General features: G+C 64.1%; 15 protein-coding genes and 2 pseudogenes. 3 read left to right on the forward strand and 14 right to left on the reverse strand.

Features of this window, described 5'->3' with window-relative positions; all coding sequences use genetic code 11:
* Positions 1 to 98 precede the first annotated feature (98 nt).
* From parC to rpoZ, 10 genes are all read right to left on the reverse strand, one after another.
* Complete coding sequence (gene parC / locus HU230_RS15675) at positions 99 to 2,354, reverse strand: DNA topoisomerase IV subunit A (protein ID WP_176530907.1); 2,256 nt, start codon at positions 2,352 to 2,354, stop codon at positions 99 to 101.
* 72 nt (positions 2,355 to 2,426) lie between these two features.
* Entirely contained in the window at positions 2,427 to 3,176 is a 750-nt protein-coding gene (gene recO / locus HU230_RS15680; protein ID WP_176530906.1) for a DNA repair protein RecO, read from the reverse strand.
* Positions 3,177 to 3,317: 141 nt separating this feature from the next.
* On the reverse strand, positions 3,318 to 3,698 hold the full coding sequence (locus HU230_RS15685; protein WP_176530905.1) for a hypothetical protein: 381 nt from the start codon (positions 3,696 to 3,698) through the stop codon (positions 3,318 to 3,320).
* Positions 3,699 to 3,742: 44 nt separating this feature from the next.
* The gene (gene era / locus HU230_RS15690) at positions 3,743 to 4,666 is read right to left on the reverse strand and encodes a GTPase Era (RefSeq protein ID WP_176530904.1); all 924 of its coding nucleotides are present in this window, start codon (positions 4,664 to 4,666) and stop codon (positions 3,743 to 3,745) included.
* Positions 4,659 to 5,480, reverse strand: a complete 822-nt coding sequence (gene rnc / locus HU230_RS15695; RefSeq protein WP_176530903.1) for a ribonuclease III — start codon at positions 5,478 to 5,480, stop codon at positions 4,659 to 4,661. The genes era and rnc overlap by 8 nt, the downstream gene beginning before the upstream one ends.
* Positions 5,477 to 6,238, reverse strand: a complete 762-nt coding sequence (gene lepB, locus HU230_RS15700) for a signal peptidase I (protein WP_176530902.1) — start codon at positions 6,236 to 6,238, stop codon at positions 5,477 to 5,479. The genes rnc and lepB overlap by 4 nt, the downstream gene beginning before the upstream one ends.
* A 282-nt stretch (positions 6,239 to 6,520) precedes the next feature.
* Positions 6,521 to 6,937 (reverse strand): holo-ACP synthase, encoded by a 417-nt coding sequence (acpS, locus tag HU230_RS15705; RefSeq protein ID WP_176530901.1) that lies wholly within the window; start codon positions 6,935 to 6,937, stop codon positions 6,521 to 6,523.
* On the reverse strand, positions 6,934 to 7,707 hold the full coding sequence (locus HU230_RS15710) for a pyridoxine 5'-phosphate synthase (RefSeq protein ID WP_176530900.1): 774 nt from the start codon (positions 7,705 to 7,707) through the stop codon (positions 6,934 to 6,936). Before HU230_RS15710 ends, acpS begins: the two co-directional genes overlap by 4 nt.
* Before the next feature lie 93 nt (positions 7,708 to 7,800).
* Positions 7,801 to 10,092: a RelA/SpoT family protein gene (locus tag HU230_RS15715; protein ID WP_176530899.1), complete on the reverse strand. Its 2,292-nt coding sequence runs from the start codon at positions 10,090 to 10,092 to the stop codon at positions 7,801 to 7,803.
* 216 nt (positions 10,093 to 10,308) lie between these two features.
* Positions 10,309 to 10,701, reverse strand: a complete 393-nt coding sequence (rpoZ, locus tag HU230_RS15720) for a DNA-directed RNA polymerase subunit omega (RefSeq protein WP_016844003.1) — start codon at positions 10,699 to 10,701, stop codon at positions 10,309 to 10,311.
* Positions 10,702 to 11,061: 360 nt separating this feature from the next.
* Between rpoZ and HU230_RS15725 the strand changes: the two are divergent.
* The 3 genes and pseudogenes from HU230_RS15725 to HU230_RS15735 all read left to right on the forward strand — a co-directional run bounded on the left by HU230_RS15725 (position 11,062) and on the right by HU230_RS15735 (position 13,166).
* A pseudogene (locus HU230_RS15725) lies at positions 11,062 to 11,693 on the forward strand (LabA-like NYN domain-containing protein).
* The gene (locus tag HU230_RS15730) at positions 11,674 to 12,333 is read left to right on the forward strand and encodes a uracil-DNA glycosylase (protein WP_176530898.1); all 660 of its coding nucleotides are present in this window, start codon (positions 11,674 to 11,676) and stop codon (positions 12,331 to 12,333) included. The pseudogene HU230_RS15725 and the gene HU230_RS15730 overlap by 20 nt, the downstream one beginning before the upstream one ends.
* Positions 12,334 to 12,450: 117 nt before the next feature.
* Positions 12,451 to 13,166: pseudogene (locus HU230_RS15735) on the forward strand (IS5 family transposase).
* 58 nt (positions 13,167 to 13,224) lie between these two features.
* Here HU230_RS15735 and HU230_RS15740 read toward each other — a convergent pair.
* The 4 genes from HU230_RS15740 to dapA are packed head-to-tail and all read right to left on the reverse strand — an operon-like array spanning position 13,225 to position 15,711.
* Positions 13,225 to 13,821, reverse strand: a complete 597-nt coding sequence (locus HU230_RS15740; protein WP_176530896.1) for a peroxiredoxin — start codon at positions 13,819 to 13,821, stop codon at positions 13,225 to 13,227.
* A 48-nt stretch (positions 13,822 to 13,869) separates the two neighbouring features.
* The gene (gene smpB, locus HU230_RS15745) at positions 13,870 to 14,343 is read right to left on the reverse strand and encodes an SsrA-binding protein SmpB (protein ID WP_173642523.1); all 474 of its coding nucleotides are present in this window, start codon (positions 14,341 to 14,343) and stop codon (positions 13,870 to 13,872) included.
* 1 nt (position 14,344) lies between these two features.
* Positions 14,345 to 14,761: a large conductance mechanosensitive channel protein MscL gene (mscL, locus tag HU230_RS15750; protein ID WP_176535005.1), complete on the reverse strand. Its 417-nt coding sequence runs from the start codon at positions 14,759 to 14,761 to the stop codon at positions 14,345 to 14,347.
* Positions 14,762 to 14,820: 59 nt separating this feature from the next.
* Positions 14,821 to 15,711, reverse strand: coding sequence for a 4-hydroxy-tetrahydrodipicolinate synthase (dapA, locus tag HU230_RS15755; protein ID WP_176530895.1), 891 nt, complete (start codon positions 15,709 to 15,711; stop codon positions 14,821 to 14,823).
* Positions 15,712 to 15,778: the final 67 nt, after the last annotated feature.

The raw sequence follows: 15,778 nt of genomic DNA on the forward strand, positions 1-15,778 counted from the left end.
ATCGTCGGCGACGGTTATAGCGCGGCGAAATGTGGATACTATCACACCACGGCTGTCGAACGGCGGGTTACGGCTTGCGCCCAACCCGCCCACCGCAACTACTCCACGCCGCGATTGAACTTGTTCGACTTCGGCAGGCCATGGGCGAGCCGGCCGGCGTCGGCGCGGTTGCCGCGCCAGTCGGCCAGTTCCTTCAAGGTCATGCTGTGCTCGCGGCCGGCGGAGTCTTTCCAGGTCAGGCCGGCCTTGGCATCGAACACCGCGACATCGGACAGCTCCGAGCTGCTGTATTTCTGCAGCCGAACGCCGCGGCCCCGCGCCATCTCCGGCACCTGGTCGAGACCGAACAGCACCATCTTGTGGTTGGTGCCGATCACGGCGACGGTGTCGCCGTTCACGGTGGTGATCGCACGGGCCTCGTTCGGCATCTCGACATTGAGCACCTGCTTGCCCTTGCGGGTGTTGCCGACGCAGTCCTCTTCCTTGACGACGAAGCCCTGTCCCTCGCTGCTCGCGATCAGGAACTTGCGCTCGCCCTTGTTGACGAACAGCGAGATGATCGCGGCGTCCTGCTCGAGGTCGATGAACATGCGGATCGGCTCGCCATGGCCGCGGCCGCCCGGCAGCTTGGCGACATCGAGCGAGTAGAACTTGCCGTTGGTGGCGAACAGCAGCAGCTTCGAGGTGGTCTCGGCAAAGAACGAGTGCTCGAGCTTGTCGTCGGTCTTGAAGGCGAGCCCCGACAGATCCTCGACATGGCCCTTCAGCGTCCGCACCCAGCCCTTCTCGGAGATCACGACGGTGCACGGCTCGCGCTCGACCAGGGCTTCCTCGATCGCGGCGAGATCATGCTCGGGCGCATCGGCGAAGGTGGTGCGGCGCTTGCCGAGCGGTGTCTTGGGCCCGAAGATATCGCGGACCTTGCGGACCTGATCGCTGACCTTGGCCCATTGCTCGGTCTCGGAGCCGAGCAAGCCCTCGATGCCCTTCAGCTCCTTGCGCAGCTCCTTGTCCTCGGTGCGGATCTCCATCTCCTCCAGGCGGCGCAAATTGCGCAGGCGCATGTTGAGGATGGCGTCCGCCTGGACGTCTGTGAGGTTGAAGGTCTTCATCAAGACCGGCTTCGGCTCGTCCTCGGTGCGGATGATCTTGATCACCTTGTCGAGGTTCAGATAGGCGACGAGGTGGCCGCCCAGCACTTCCAGGCGGTGCTCGATCTGCGTCTTGCGGAAATTGGAACGGCGGACCAGCACGTCGCGCAGATGGTCGAGCCATTCGCGCAGGCACTCGGCAAGGCCGACCACCTTCGGGATGCGGCCCTTGATCAGCACGTTCAGGTTCAGCGAGATCTTGCTTTCCAGCTCGGTCAGCCGAAACAGCGATTCCATCATCAGCGCCGGATCGACGGTGCGCGACTTCGGTTCGATGACGAAGCGGACGTCCTCCGCGGATTCATCGCGCACGTCGCCGACCAGCGGCAGCTTCTTCTGGTCGAGGAGCTCCGAGATCTTCTCGTGCATACGCGACTTCTGCACCAACCACGGGATTTCGGTGACGACGACCACCCAGGCGCCGCGGGCGCCCTCCTCCACCGACCAGCGCGCGCGGGTGCGGAACGAGCCGCGCCCCGTCGTGTAGGCCTCGACGATCGCTTCCTTGGAATCGACGACGATGCCGCCGGTCGGGAAGTCCGGACCCTTGACCCATTTCAGCAGCGCCTTCGACTTGGCGTCGGGCTTCTCGATCAGGTGCAGCGCGGCGTCGCAGAGCTCGGCGGCGTTGTGCGGCGGGATCGAGGTCGCCATGCCCACTGCGATGCCCTGCGCGCCATTGGCGAGCAGGTTCGGGAAACCGCCCGGCAGCACCACCGGCTCTTTCGACTGGCCATCGTAGTTGAGGCGAAACTCAACGCCGTCCTCGTCGATACCGTCGAGCAGGAGCCGCGCGACTTCCGTCATGCGGGCTTCCGTGTACCGGTAGGCGGCCGGATTATCGCCGTCGATATTGCCGAAATTGCCCTGACCGTCGACCAGCGGGTAGCGCGAGGAGAAATCCTGCGCGAGGCGCACCATGGCGTCATAAATCGCCTGGTCGCCATGCGGATGGAACGAGCCCATCACGTCGCCGACGATCTTGGCCGACTTCTTGAATGCCGCGCGCGGGTCGAGCCCGAGCAGGTCCATGCCGTAGAGGATGCGCCGGTGCACCGGCTTCAGCCCGTCGCGGGCGTCCGGCAGTGCACGATGCATGATGGTCGAGAGCGCATAGGCGAGATAGCGCTCCTCGAGCGCATCACGCAGCGGCACGTCGTGAATCTCGGCCGGCTTTTCCGGCGGAACCTGTCGTTTTCCCATGGGGAGGCGTTAAACCTTGGCGGTGAATCGGGCAAGCCGCGAATCACCGGGAATTTAGGGCCCGAATCGGCCTTACGGAACCGCCGTTCGGCTTCGCGGCCTGGTCACGGCGTTGATAAACCCGTCGCGGGCGTCGGAATGGCCTTGGCCACGGGGCTCCAGCACGTGGCGCAGCAGGAACAGGCCGGTGATCTGGAAGCCGTCGCGCAGGTCCTGCTCCGACCAGCTGTTGGCGCCGCTCTCGCCTTCGCGCAGGAACGCCGGCAGCGGCAACAGCCGGTCGCGCCACGGCTCGCCGGCGGCGCGGGACACGGCGCCGCCGGATTTCGGCGACACATAGATCAGGTCGGTGGTCTCTCCGGTCGCCGCGCAGTTTTCCAGGTCGAGCCCGAAGCCGAGCTCGGTCAGCATCGCCAGCTCAAACCGGATCAAGTGGACTGCCGCGACGTCGGCATCGTCGAAATCGTCGAGCGTGCCCTGCAGCATCTCGTAGATGTCTTGATGCGGATCGCGCTCCGGCAGCAACCGGGCCAGCGCCGCCAGATGCGTCACGCCATAGACCGCGTGCGACGAGGCGAGCAGCGTCGCCGCCCGCAGTCGCGTGCCCTCCAGCGCATACATGCCGAGATGCTCGTCGAGCCGCGCCCGCCACACCGCCGTGACGCTGTTGCCGGGCTGCAGCAGCGGCCGCATCCGCGAGCCGGCGCCGCCGCGCACCAGGCCGAGATGGCGGCCGTGCTCGCGCGTCAACAGTTCGACAATGGCGGAGGATTCGCCATGCCGCCGCACGCCCAACACGATGCCTTCATCGGTCCATTCCATGGCTGGAAATGTATCATCGTAGGGCGGATCAGCGCAGTGCAATCCGCCGATATCGCCAGGAAGTTACACAGCGGGTTACGCCGGAGCCTGTGATCGGGCCGCGCTGGCGCGGACCCGTTGGGCCAACCCGCCCAACGCAGCCTACGCGTTGAACCAACCCTGCGCGTCGCCGGTGAAGGAATAATACAGCCCGGCCGCGGTCAGGATGCAGGACACCACCTCGATGGCGCTGTCGAGCTCCAGGCCTTTTTCGCCGATCACCTGCACCAGTGAGATCACCGAGAGCACCAGCATCGCGCCTAGCGCCCAGCGCGGCCAGTTCTTGCGGTGCTGCGCGGCGAGCCGGACGAAATACACCAGCAGCAGGATCATGCAGCCGGCGGTCAGCGTCTCGCCGGTGATCATCTGATCGGTCCTCACGTCGGTCGGCGTGCGGTCCTGGAACGCCACCGACAACGCGTCGAGCGTCAGCGACAGATAGAGCAGCACCTCAAACCACAGCACATTTCTGGGCACATTCATTGCTTTGGGCACGCTCATTGCTCTGGGCACATTCGGGCGCCGGCTCATTCCTTGGGGAAGTCCAATCCCATTTCCTTGTAGCGGTCGGGATCGTCGCCCCAGTTCTCGCGCACCTTGACGAACAGGAAGAGGTGCACGGGAACGCCCATGATCTCGGCGATCTCGGCACGCGCCTGCGCGCCGATCGACTTGATGGTGGCGCCGCCCTTGCCGAGCACGATCTTGCGCTGGCTCTCGCGCTCGACAAAGATCGTCTGCTCGATGCGGATCGACTTGTCCTTGCGGTCGGTCCAGCTGTCGGTCTCGACCGTCGACTGGTACGGCAATTCCTGATGCAGATGGCTGTAGATCTTCTCGCGGGTGATCTCGGCCGCCAGATGCCGCATCGGCGCATCCGACATCTGGTCCTCGGGATAGAGGAACGGTCCCGCCGGCACCAGCTTGGCCAGCGCCTCGCGCAGATCGTCAACGCCATCGCCCGACAGCGCCGAGATCATGAAGGTGTGCTCGAAGCGCATCCGCTCGTTGGCGGCCTGCGCCAGCGCCAGCAGCTTCTCGCGCTGCACGAGGTCGACCTTGTTCAGCACCAGGATCTTCGGATGCGCGACGGTTTCGAGCTTGGCGAGGATCGCATTGGCCTCCTCGTCGATGCCCGACTTCGCATCGAGCAGCACACAGACGAGATCGGCGTCGTGGGCGCCGCTCCAGGCGGTCGACACCATGGCGCGATCGAGCCGGCGCCGCGGCGCGAAGATGCCGGGCGTGTCGACCAGGATGATTTGCGCGTTGCCCTCGATCACGATGCCGCGGATCAGCGCGCGCGTGGTCTGCACCTTGCGCGAAACGATGGTGACCTTGGAGCCCACCAGCGCATTGACCAGCGTCGACTTGCCGACATTGGGCGCGCCGATCAGCGCGACGAAGCCACAGCGCGTCGCATCCCCCTGCCCTTTGGCTTCGTCAGTCATTGGTACCGACGCCTTCACGCTCGATCATCGCGGATGCTGCTGCTTTCTCGGCCGCGCGCTTGTTGCCCCCGAGGCCCTCGGCGGAGGCCAGGCCCGGCAGGTCAACCGCAACGCGGAATTGTGGATCGTGGTGCGGGCCGGTGCGTTCGACCTCGCGATAGACCGGCGTCGGCAATCCCTTGCCTTGCGCCCATTCCTGCAACACGGTCTTGGGATCGCGCAGCGGCCGGCGCAGCTTGTGCATCCGCTCGGTCCAGTTGCGCTCAACGAACTGGCGCGCCGCCTCATAGCCGCCGTCGAGAAAGATCGCCCCGATCACCGCTTCGCAGATATCGCCGAGCACGGATTTGCGCAGCCGCGCGCCCTCGACCGCCTTCACCATGCCGAGCTTGATGTCCTCGAGCAGCCCGAGCGACTTGGCGACGTCGGCGCAGCTTTCCTTGCGCACGAGATCGGCGAGCCGCTTCGACAACTCGCCCTCATCGGCCTTCGGGAACGCCCGGAACAGCATGTCGGACACGATCAGCCCGAGCACGTGGTCGCCGAGGAATTCCAGCCGCTGGTAGCTGTCGGCGCGGTTGCGGGTGGCGGGCTTCAGCGCGGAGACGTGGGTGAACGCGGTGGTCAGCAGCGCGGCATCCGAGAACGTATACCCGATACGCGCCTCGGTGCCGGCGATCGCGGCCTTCTCTTCAGCCGCCTTGGCGGCCTTGCTGCGCCGCTTCTTCGGCGCGGCCGTGCTTTCGGCGGCGGGCGCCTGGCTCGGCTCGCCGGTCGGCGCTTGGTCGTTAATGGCTGCGGTATCGTCGTTCATCGCACGATGGAGAATAGGCGGTTCCACCGCACGGCGAACGGCCAGCGCCAAATCATCCAGGCCTGCTCGCCCTCGGCGATCGAGAAGAAGATCATCTGGGCCCGCCCGATGATGTTCTCGAACGGCACGTAGCCGACCTGCGACAGGAAGCGGCTGTCGGTGGAGTTGTCGCGGTTGTCGCCCATCATGAAGAAATGCCCGGGCGGAACGGTGTAGACGATGGTGTTGTCCATGTAGCTGTTGTCGGTGCAGTCGAGCGACTCATAGCTGACGCCGTTCGGCAGCGTTTCCTTCCAGCGCTTGACCCGCGCGGTGGCATCCGCCGAGCCGCAGGGATCCTCGCCGACGAAATCGTTCAGCCGCTCGCGCTTGATCGGCTCATCGTTGATGTAGAGCAACCCGTTCCGGACCTCGATGCGGTCGCCCGGCAGTCCGATGACACGCTTGATGTAGTCGGTGGAGTCATCCCGCGGCAGGCGGAACACCACGATGTCGCCGCGGTTCGGCTCCGAGCCGAAGATACGCCCCGAGAAGATATTCGGCGAGAACGGGATCGAATAGTGGCTGTAGCCGTAGGAATATTTCGAGACGAACAGGTAGTCGCCGACCAAGAGCGTCGCCTTCATCGACCCCGAGGGGATGTTGAACGGCTGGAACAGGAAGGTGCGGATGACGAGCGCGATCAGAAGGGCATGGATGACGACGCGGATGGTCTCGCCCACGCCGCTCTCAGATTTGGTCCCGGTGGTCGCGCTCATTGCTTTCCCAATTCCCGCAGGCCCTGATGCCCACGCGGTGGCAGAACGTTCTCTCCACGCGAAGCGTTCGACCCCCGCGTGAGGAAAATGGCCTTGATTCTGATCTTGAGGGCAAATTCCAGCCTAAACTTGGAATCCGCGTCTCGCTCGATACCCTGCGGCATTTTAGACGGTTGTTCGCAGGGGCGCAATCAATCGCCGCCTCAAAACTTCGCAATTCATTGAAATGTCAATGATTTTTTAGTTTGCTGAAGTTTCCTGGCAAATTCCGCCGCCGCCCGCTCATCTGGCGGGAGCAACCGCCGAAATTATGACGAAGGCCTGTGCCAGCGGCCAATCGTCCGTGATCGAAAGGTCGATCTGCGCCTTCATGCCCGCGGGTGTCAGCTCTTGGAGCCGGGCCAGCGCCCCGCCGGTCAGCAGCATCGACGGCCGTCCTCCCGGCAGGTTCACCACCCCCATGTCCTTCCACCACACCCCGCGCCGGATACCGGTGCCGAGCGCCTTGGAGCAGGCCTCCTTCGCGGCGAACCGCTTGGCGTAGGTTGCGACCACCATCTTCTCGCTGTTGGCGCGGCGCATCGCCTTGGCGCGCTCGGCGTCGGTGAAGATGCGATCGAGGAAGCGCTCGCCGTGCCGCTCGATCACCTTCGCAATCCGCGTGACGTCGATCAGATCGGAGCCGATGCCGATGATCATGCGCTGACGGCACCTTGCGCCCTGGCACGGCCGCGGTCCATCGCCGCACGCATCTCGCGCACCGTGGCGGCGATGCCGACGAACAGCGCCTCGCCCATCATGAAGTAGCCGATGTTGAGCTCGCGGATTTCGGGCAGCGCGGAGATCGTCTCCGCGGTCTCATAATCAAGCCCGTGGCCGGCATGGACCTCGAGCCCGGCCGCCTGCGCGAGCTTGGCGCCGGCGACGATGCGCTTCCACTCGGCCTCCGCCTTGTCCTTGCGACCGTCGACCACGGCGTCGCACCAGCCGCCGGTGTGGATCTCGATCACGGGCGCCTTCAGCTGCGCGGCCATCTCGATTTGCCTGGGATCGGCGGCAATGAACAGCGAGACCCGGATGCCGGCATCATTGAGCCGCGCGATGAACGGCGCCAGCGCATTGTGCTGGCCGACCACGTCGAGGCCGCCTTCGGTGGTGAGCTCCTGGCGCCGTTCCGGCACCAGGCAGACCGCATGCGGCTTGGTGGCGAGCGAAATCCGCAGCATGTCGTCGGTCGCCGCCATCTCGAAATTCAGCGGCTTGGATATCTCGGCTTTGAGCCGCGCCATGTCCTCGTCGCGGATGTGACGGCGATCCTCGCGCAAATGCGCCGTGATGCCGTCGGCGCCCGCAGCGATCGCGGCAAGCGCCAGCCGCACCGGATCGGGCCGCGCCCCGCCCCGCGCATTGCGCAGGGTCGCGACGTGATCGACATTGATACCGAGACGGAGCGGAGCAGCCTTTGACATGTCTCTAACCTGCAATTCTAGCCTGTCATGCGCGGCCACAGCCGTCCGAAGGAAGGCGTCGCTTCCGCTCGCCTATGCCCTGCGCATGCGTCTTTATCCATTGACGCGTTCGACCCGTGCAACGACGGCCTTGGCGCGCAACTGCGCGATGATAGCGCTGAGATGCTTGAGGTCATAGACCTCAAGATCGATGGTCAGCTCCGTGAAGTCGGGCGATTGGCGCGACATGTGGATGTTGTCGATGTTGCCGTCGTGCTCGGCGATCACGGTCGCGATCTGGGCGAGGCTGCCCGGCTCGTTGACATTGTGGACCAGGATGCGCGCGGGGAAGCGCTGCGGCATGGTCTCGTCGATGTCCCAGCGCACGTCGAGCCAGCGCTCCGGCTCCTCCTCGAAATCCTTCAGCGCCGGCGACTGGATCGGGTAGATCGTGATCCCCTCACCCGCCGTGACGATGCCGACGATCCGATCGCCCGGCACCGCGCCGCCGTTCGGCGCGAACTTCACCGGCAGGTCGGAATTGATGCCGCGCACCGGGATCACCGAAGTGGCGCGCGCCGGATGCGGCGGGGTCTGCGTCTTCAGCTTGGCGGCGAGCCCCTTCTTGGCGCCATAGCGCACCAGCCGCTCTTCCTTGTAGTCGGGATACATCGCGCGCGCGACGTCGGAGGCCTTGATCTCGCCGCGTCCGACGGAGGCCATCACGTCCTCGATCGAGGTGCGGGCGAGCCGCGGCAAGGCGCCCTTCAGCTTGTCGTCGGCATATTCGATCTTGGCGCGGGCAAACAGGCGGTCGACGATGCGGCGGCCGAGGCCGGCATACTGGTCGCGCACCGCATCGCGGGTAGCACGCCGGATCGCGGCGCGCGCCTTGCCGGTGCGGGCGAGCGCTTCCCAGGCCGACGGCGGCGCCGACTGCGCCTTCGAGGTCAGCACCTCGACCTCGTCGCCATTCTGCAGCTCGGAGGACAGCGGCGCGAACTTGCCGTTGATCTTGCAGCCGACCGCGCTGTTGCCGACGCCGGTGTGCACGGCATAGGCGAAATCGATCACGTTGGCGTTGCGCGGCAGCGCGATCAGCTTGCCCTTTGGCGTGAAGCAGAACACCTGGTCGTGGAACAGTTCGAGCTTGGTGTGCTCGAGGAATTCCTCGGGATTGGAGCTCTCCGAGAGGATGCCGATGGTGTGGCGCAGCCAGGCGAAGGCGTTCGACTCGTGCTTCAGCCGCTCATGCGGCGAGCCCGCCCCTTCCTTGTAGAAGGCATGCGCGGCGATACCGAACTCGGCGATCTGGTTCATCTCCTCGGTGCGGATCTGCAGCTCGACGCGCTGCTTGCCCGGCCCGATCACGGTGGTGTGGATCGACCGGTAGTCGTTCTGCTTCGGGGTCGAGATGTAATCCTTGAAGCGGCCCGGCACGACCGGCCAGGTGGTGTGGACAATGCCGAGCGCGCGGTAGCAGGCGCCGACATCATCGAGGATGACGCGGAAGCCGTAGATGTCGGAGAGCTGCTCGAAGCCGACCGACTTGCGCTCCATCTTGGTCCAGATCGAAAACGGCTGCTTGCGGCGGCCGAACACCCGCGCGGTGATGCCGTTCTTCTGCAGGTTCTTGGAGAGCTGGGTTTCGATCTCGCCGATCAGGTTGCGGTTGCGCTCGGCCAGTGAATCGAGCCGCTGCTTGACCACCGCATAAGCCTCGGGATCGAGCACGAAGAACGACAGGTCCTCCAGCTCCTCGCGCATCTCCTGCATACCCATGCGGCCGGCCAGCGGCGCATAGATATCCAGCGTCTCCTCGGCGATGCGGCGGCGCGAGGCCGGCGGCACGAATTCCAGCGTGCGCATGTTGTGCAGGCGGTCGGCGAGCTTGATCAGCAGCACGCGGACGTCGTCGGCGATCGCCAGCAGCAACTTGCGCAAATTCTCGGCCTGCTTGGCCTCGCGCGACACCAGCTCCAGCCGCTTCAGCTTGGTCAGGCCTTCGACCAGCGCGCCGATCTCATGGCCGAACACATGGTCGATCTCGGCCCGCGTCGCCTCGGTGTCCTCGATCGTGTCGTGCAGCAGCGCCGCCACGATCGTGGCGTCGTCGAGCTTGAGGTTGGTGAGGATCGCGGCGACCTCGAGCGGATGCGAGAAATAGGGATCGCCGGAGGCGCGCATCTGCGTGCCGTGCGCCTTCATGGCGTAGACGTAGGCGCGGTTGAGCAGGTCTTCGTTGGTGTCGGGGTTATAGGACCGGACGCGCTCGACAAGGTCATATTGTCGCATCATTCGGGTCCGCGGCCTGGCTGGCCTTTCCGCCGTGGACGACGCCGGCGCGACCGCGACCGTTTCGGTTGCAGCCTGCATCTGGATGGAACTGCGGCGTCGATACGCCATGAACTCGCTGCCTCTCGCGGGACCGGAACGTCCCCTCTTCCTCAATCTAGTGCGCTTTCGAACGAAGCAGCACCCCGCGCGGGCCCTGGAACCATTCAATTTCGCGCGCCCGCATAGGACGCACCGTAACAGCAAAATTGTCAACAAAAGCAAAGGCCCGGAGCAATGTCCGGGCCTTTGGCAAATTGATCCGAGATGCGGAGCCGAATGACGAGCTTACTCGTCTTCCTCGGGCTGCTCTTCCGGGGGCGCCAGGCCCTCGAGGCCCTTCAGCAACTCTTCCTCGGTCATGCGCTCGACCGCGACCTCGGTGTCGTCGGCGTCGACGCTGGCACCGGCGGAACCGATCAGCGGGACAGTGTCCGGCTCGGGCTCGTCGACCTCGACGAACTTCTGCAGGGAGTGCACGAGTTCCTCTTTCAGGTCCTCCGGCGAGATCGTCGAATCGGCGATCTCCCGCAGCGAAACGACCGGGTTCTTGTCGTTGTCGCGATCAACCGTAAGTTGCGATCCCGACGAGATCATCCGGGCACGATGCGCAGCCAACAGGACGAGGTCGAAACGATTGTCGACCTTATCAATGCAATCTTCGACGGTGACGCGAGCCATCTCGAGGCGCTCCGTGGTAAAAGGGACCGAACATGTAGGTTATGAGGGTTAGTTATAGGGCTAGTCCCCGTTTCGCAAGGCAAAATTTGTGATTTGCCTTCCCAACAGGCTCTGATAACCCCCTCTGCCGGGGCCAGAAGGGCCGGAGCGTCTGACGACATGGCTAGGTTGCTGTCCCAGGCAAGTAAATCTCTTCATTGCAATGTCAAAGGTCTAGGCTTTTTGCCCTCGCCTCACCATAATTGCGGTGGTGACTGTCGTGGGGAAAGATTCACAGAACTTTAGGCAGCAACGCCGGAAATTACGCGCGGTTGATCACCGCCGCGCTAAGAACACTAACAACCACGCGAGAACACTTTGATGTCGTCACCTGTTTCCAACAAGATCGCGCTCTTCATCGATGGAGCCAATCTTTACGCAACCGCAAAGACGCTCGGCTTCGACATCGACTACAAGCGCCTTCTCAAGGAATTCCAGAGTCGCGGCACCCTGCTCCGTGCGTTCTACTACACGGCGATCATCGAGGATCAGGAGTATTCGTCGATCCGTCCGCTGATCGATTGGCTCGACTACAACGGCTACACCGTGGTCACCAAGGCGACCAAGGAATTCATCGACGCCAGCGGCCGCCGCAAGGTGAAGGGCAATATGGACATCGAGCTTGCCGTCGATGCCATGGAACTGGCCGAGCACATCGACCAGATGATCCTGTTTTCCGGCGACGGCGACTTCCGCTCGCTGGTCGAGGCCGTGCAGCGCCGCGGCGTCCGGGTCACCGTCATCTCCACCATTGCGAGCCAGCCGCCGATGATCGCCGACGAGCTGCGCCGCCAGGCCGACGTCTTCACCGACCTCGTCGAGCTGCAATCCAAGCTTGGCCGCGATCCGTCCGAACGTCCGGCCCCGCGCGAACCGCGTCACCACTCCCCGCAATTCCTGCAGCGCGCGACCACCATGGCCCCCGGGGAGCCGATGACGATTTCGACGAGTAATCTCGTCGCCGCACCCACGCGCCCCGACAGCAACTGTCAGCTCTGTGTCAGGCTGGCCGACTTTCGTGCACAGGCCCGGACACTCCACCCGGACTGGTTCAACTCGCCGGTGGAATCGTTCGGCGATCCGAATGCGCGGCTGTTGATCGTCGGGCTCGCGCCGGGCATGCAGGGCGCCAACCGCACCGGCCGTCCCTTCACCGGCGACTACGCCGGCGATCTGCTCTACGCGACCTTGCTCGAATATGGCTTCGCCAGCGGCGTCTATCAGGCGCGGCCGGACGACGGCTTGAAGCTGGTGGACTGCCGGATCAGCAACGCGGTGCGCTGCGTGCCGCCGCAAAACAAGCCGCTGCCGGCCGAGATTAACACCTGCCGGCAATTCCTCCGCGCAACGATAGCTACGATGCCGAAGCTGCGCGCGATCGTGCTGCTCGGGCGAATCGCACACGAATCAACGTTGAGGGCGCTGGATGTTCGTCTGGCTGCCGCGCCCTTTGTGCACGGCGCCGTGCATAGCGCGGGCACTTTCAAGCTCTACGACAGCTACCACTGCTCGCGCTACAATACGAACACTGGCGTGCTGACGACCGACATGTTCCGCAAGATCTTCGCGACCGTGCGCAAGGAGCTCGGCTAGGTGGTGTGGACTCTAAGGATTCCCTTTTAGGCGCAAATCAGATTCAAGACTGCTTTTGGGGAGGCAGTCTTGGGTGTGATGGACCGTTTGGTATTGAGCGACGCGGCTTGGGAGCGGATGGCGCCGCTGATCATAGGTCGCCCCGACCAGAAGGGCTCCACTGGGCGCGACAATCGGATGTTCGTGGAAGGTGTACTTTGGATTGTTCGCACGGGCTCTCCCTGGCGTGATCTCCCGGAGGCGTTCGGGGATTGGAACAGCGTGTTCCGGCGCTTCAGTCGGTGGAGCATCAAGGGCGTCTGGTGGCGGATCTTCGAGGCGATGTCCGATGATCCGGACTTCGAATATTTGATCGTCGATTCCACCATCGTCCGGGCGCATCAGCACGCCGCCGGGGCCAAAAAAGGGGGTCTGAAGATCAGGCGATCGGCCGCTCGCGCGGTGGCCTGAGCACCAAGATACATATGGCCGTTCGTGGCTTGGGATGTCCCGTACGGTTCGCGCTGACCGCAGGCCAGAAGGGCGATGCACCGCAAGCTGCCGCATTGATCGAGGGACTACCTGCCGAGGCCGTCATGGCCGATACGGCCTATGACGCCGATCATTTGCGCCAAGCCATCGCCGCCAAGGGCGCGCTCGCCGTCATCCCCAACAACCCGTCACGCGCACTCAAATACCCGCTGGACAAGCACCTCTATGCCCAGCGTCACCTCGTCGAATGCTGCTTCTCAAAGCTCAAGCAGTTCCGACGCGTCGCAACCCGCTTCGAAAAGACCGCCCGAAATTACCTAGCCGTCGTCACTCTCGCAGCCATCGTCCTTTGGATGCGGTAAGTGTCCACACCACCTAGAGCCCTTCTCCCGGTATCCACTGCGCGAACCGGTATCCACTTTATTTGGAAGCGCTCTCATCTTTCCGCGGATTGGCCTGCAGCCATTCCAGCACGTCGCCGGCATTCCGGTCAGGCGGGAACACCGGATAGAACACGTGCGTGATGCGCGCATCGTCGATGATGAGCGCTAGCCGCTTGATCAGCGTCAGGCCCGCCACCGACATCGTCGGCAGTCTCAGCGCGTGCGTCAGTTCCAGCGCTTCGTCGGACAGCACCGGGAACGGCAGGTGCAGGCGCGACGCCATCTCGGTCTGGTACGCATTGCTCTGCGTCGACAGCCCGAACACCTGGGCGGCACCGGCCGCCTTCAGGTCGGCGAACAGGTCGCGGAAGGCGCAGGTCTGCGGCGTACAGCCGCGGGCCCCCGGGATCATGTCCCAATCGTCGACCAGCCCGATCTTGCCGGGCTCGCCGGTTCGCGGATAGGCGAACACCACGGTGCGGCCCTCGAGCGCCGACAGCGCCACCGAGGTGTCGTCGGTGGCGCGCAGCCTGACCGACGGGATCGTCATGCCGGTCAGATGCGCCGCGCCGCCATCGTCGGTGGGTGCCGGGATCTTGCTCCAGTCGACGTCGGTGAGGCTGCTCTGGTTCATCGGACCAATCTCCATCCGCCGTCGTCGCAGTGGCGGCGCTCGGACACCCTAGCCCCGCGCCCGCATCAGGCGGCCCTTTTCGCGGCCCCAGTCGCGCTTCTTCTCGGTCTCGCGCTTGTCGTGCAGCTTCTTGCCCTTGGCGACCGCGAGCAGCAGTTTGGCACGGCCGCGCTCGTTGAAGTACAGCTTCAGCGGAATGAGCGTCATGCCCTCGCGGTCGACCGCGCCGAGCAGCTTGTTGATCTGCTTGCGATGCAACAAGAGTTTTCGCGGCCGCTTCGGCTCGTGGTTGAAGCGGTTGGCCTGCAGATATTCCGGGATATTGGCGTTGATCAGCCATATCTCGCCGTTCTTGGAATCCGCATAGGACTCCGCGATCGTGCTCTTGCCGCTGCGGATCGACTTCACCTCGGTGCCGGTCAGCGAAATGCCGGCCTCGACCGTATCCTCGATGGCGTAGTTGAAGCGGGCCTTTCGGTTTTCAGCGACAACCTTGATCGGACGTTCGTTCTTGTCGGCCACGTTAGCCCTTCTTGAGGAGGTCGCGGATTTCCGTCAGCAGCACGACCTCGTCGGACGGCTTCGGCGGCTCGGCGGGCTTGGCCTCATCCTTGCGCTTGAATTGGTTCATGGCGCGAATGACTATGAACAGCACGAAGGCGATGATCAGGAAGTTCAGCGTCAGCGTCAGGAAGTTGCCCCAGGCCAGCACCGCGCCCTGCTTCTTGGCGTCGGCCAGGTTGGTTGCGGTGACAGCCTTGGAAAGCCCGGTGAAATAGTTGGAGAAATCGAGTCCGCCCGTGATCGCGCCGATGATCGGCATGATGATGTCGCCGACCAGCGAAGTGACGATGCCGCCGAAGGCTGCGCCGATGATGACGCCGACGGCGAGGTCGACGACATTGCCCTTCATGGCGAATTCGCGGAATTCCTTCAGCATCCCCATCCCCTTCTCTTCGACATTGCGCACGGTATTGTTCACGGCGGTACCGGTCCGGCTCAGTTGATCAGGCCGGCATGCACCATGGCGCTGCGGACGGCCTGGCGGGTCGATTCAGAGACCGGCACCATCGGCAAGCGCAGCTTCTCGTCCAGCTTGCCGAGCAGCGACATCGCATACTTCACCGGCGCCGGATTGCTCTCGATGAACAGGTTGGTGTGCAACGGCATCAGCTTGTCGTGGATTTTCAGCGCCGTGGTGACATCGCCCTTCTGCCAGGCGGTCTGAAACTCCGAGCACAGCCGCGGCGCCACGTTCGAGGTCACCGAGATGCAGCCATGGCCGCCATGCGCCATGTAGCCGATGATGGTCGCGTCCTCGCCCGACAGTTGATTGAAGTCCTCGCCCATCGCGGCGCGCTGCTGCGACACCCGCACCATGCTCGCGGTCGCGTCCTTGACGCCGGCGATGTTCTTCAGTTCGAACAGCCGCGCCATGGTGTCCACCGACATGTCGATCACCGAGCGCGGCGGGATGTTGTAGATGATGATCGGAATGCCGATCGCATCGTTGATCGCCTTGAAGTGCTGGTACATGCCTTCCTGGGTCGGCTTGTTGTAGTACGGCGTCACCACCAGCACCGCATTGGCGCCGGCCTTCTCCGCGTGCTCGGCGAGCTCGATCGCCTCCTTGGTCGAATTCGAGCCGGCGCCGGCGATCACGGGCACCCGGCCCTTGGCCTCCTCGATGCACCACTCGACCACGCGCTTGTGCTCGTCATGGCTCAACGTCGGGCTCTCGCCCGTGGTGCCAACCGGCACCAGGCCGTGCGTGCCCTCGGCGATCTGCCAGTTCACGAGACTGCGGAATGCCGCCTCATCCACCGCGCCGTTTTTGAAGGGCGTCACCAAGGCAGTGAATGATCCCCGGAATTTTGTCTTGGCTGCCATGGACTTCCTCCAAACGCTTCAGGCTAAAGGCTAGGTCGACGGACCCTTGTTATTGTCGTGCTTCACG

This window comes from Bradyrhizobium quebecense (genome assembly GCF_013373795.3).
GTDB classification, from domain to species: Bacteria; Pseudomonadota; Alphaproteobacteria; order Rhizobiales; family Xanthobacteraceae; genus Bradyrhizobium; species Bradyrhizobium quebecense.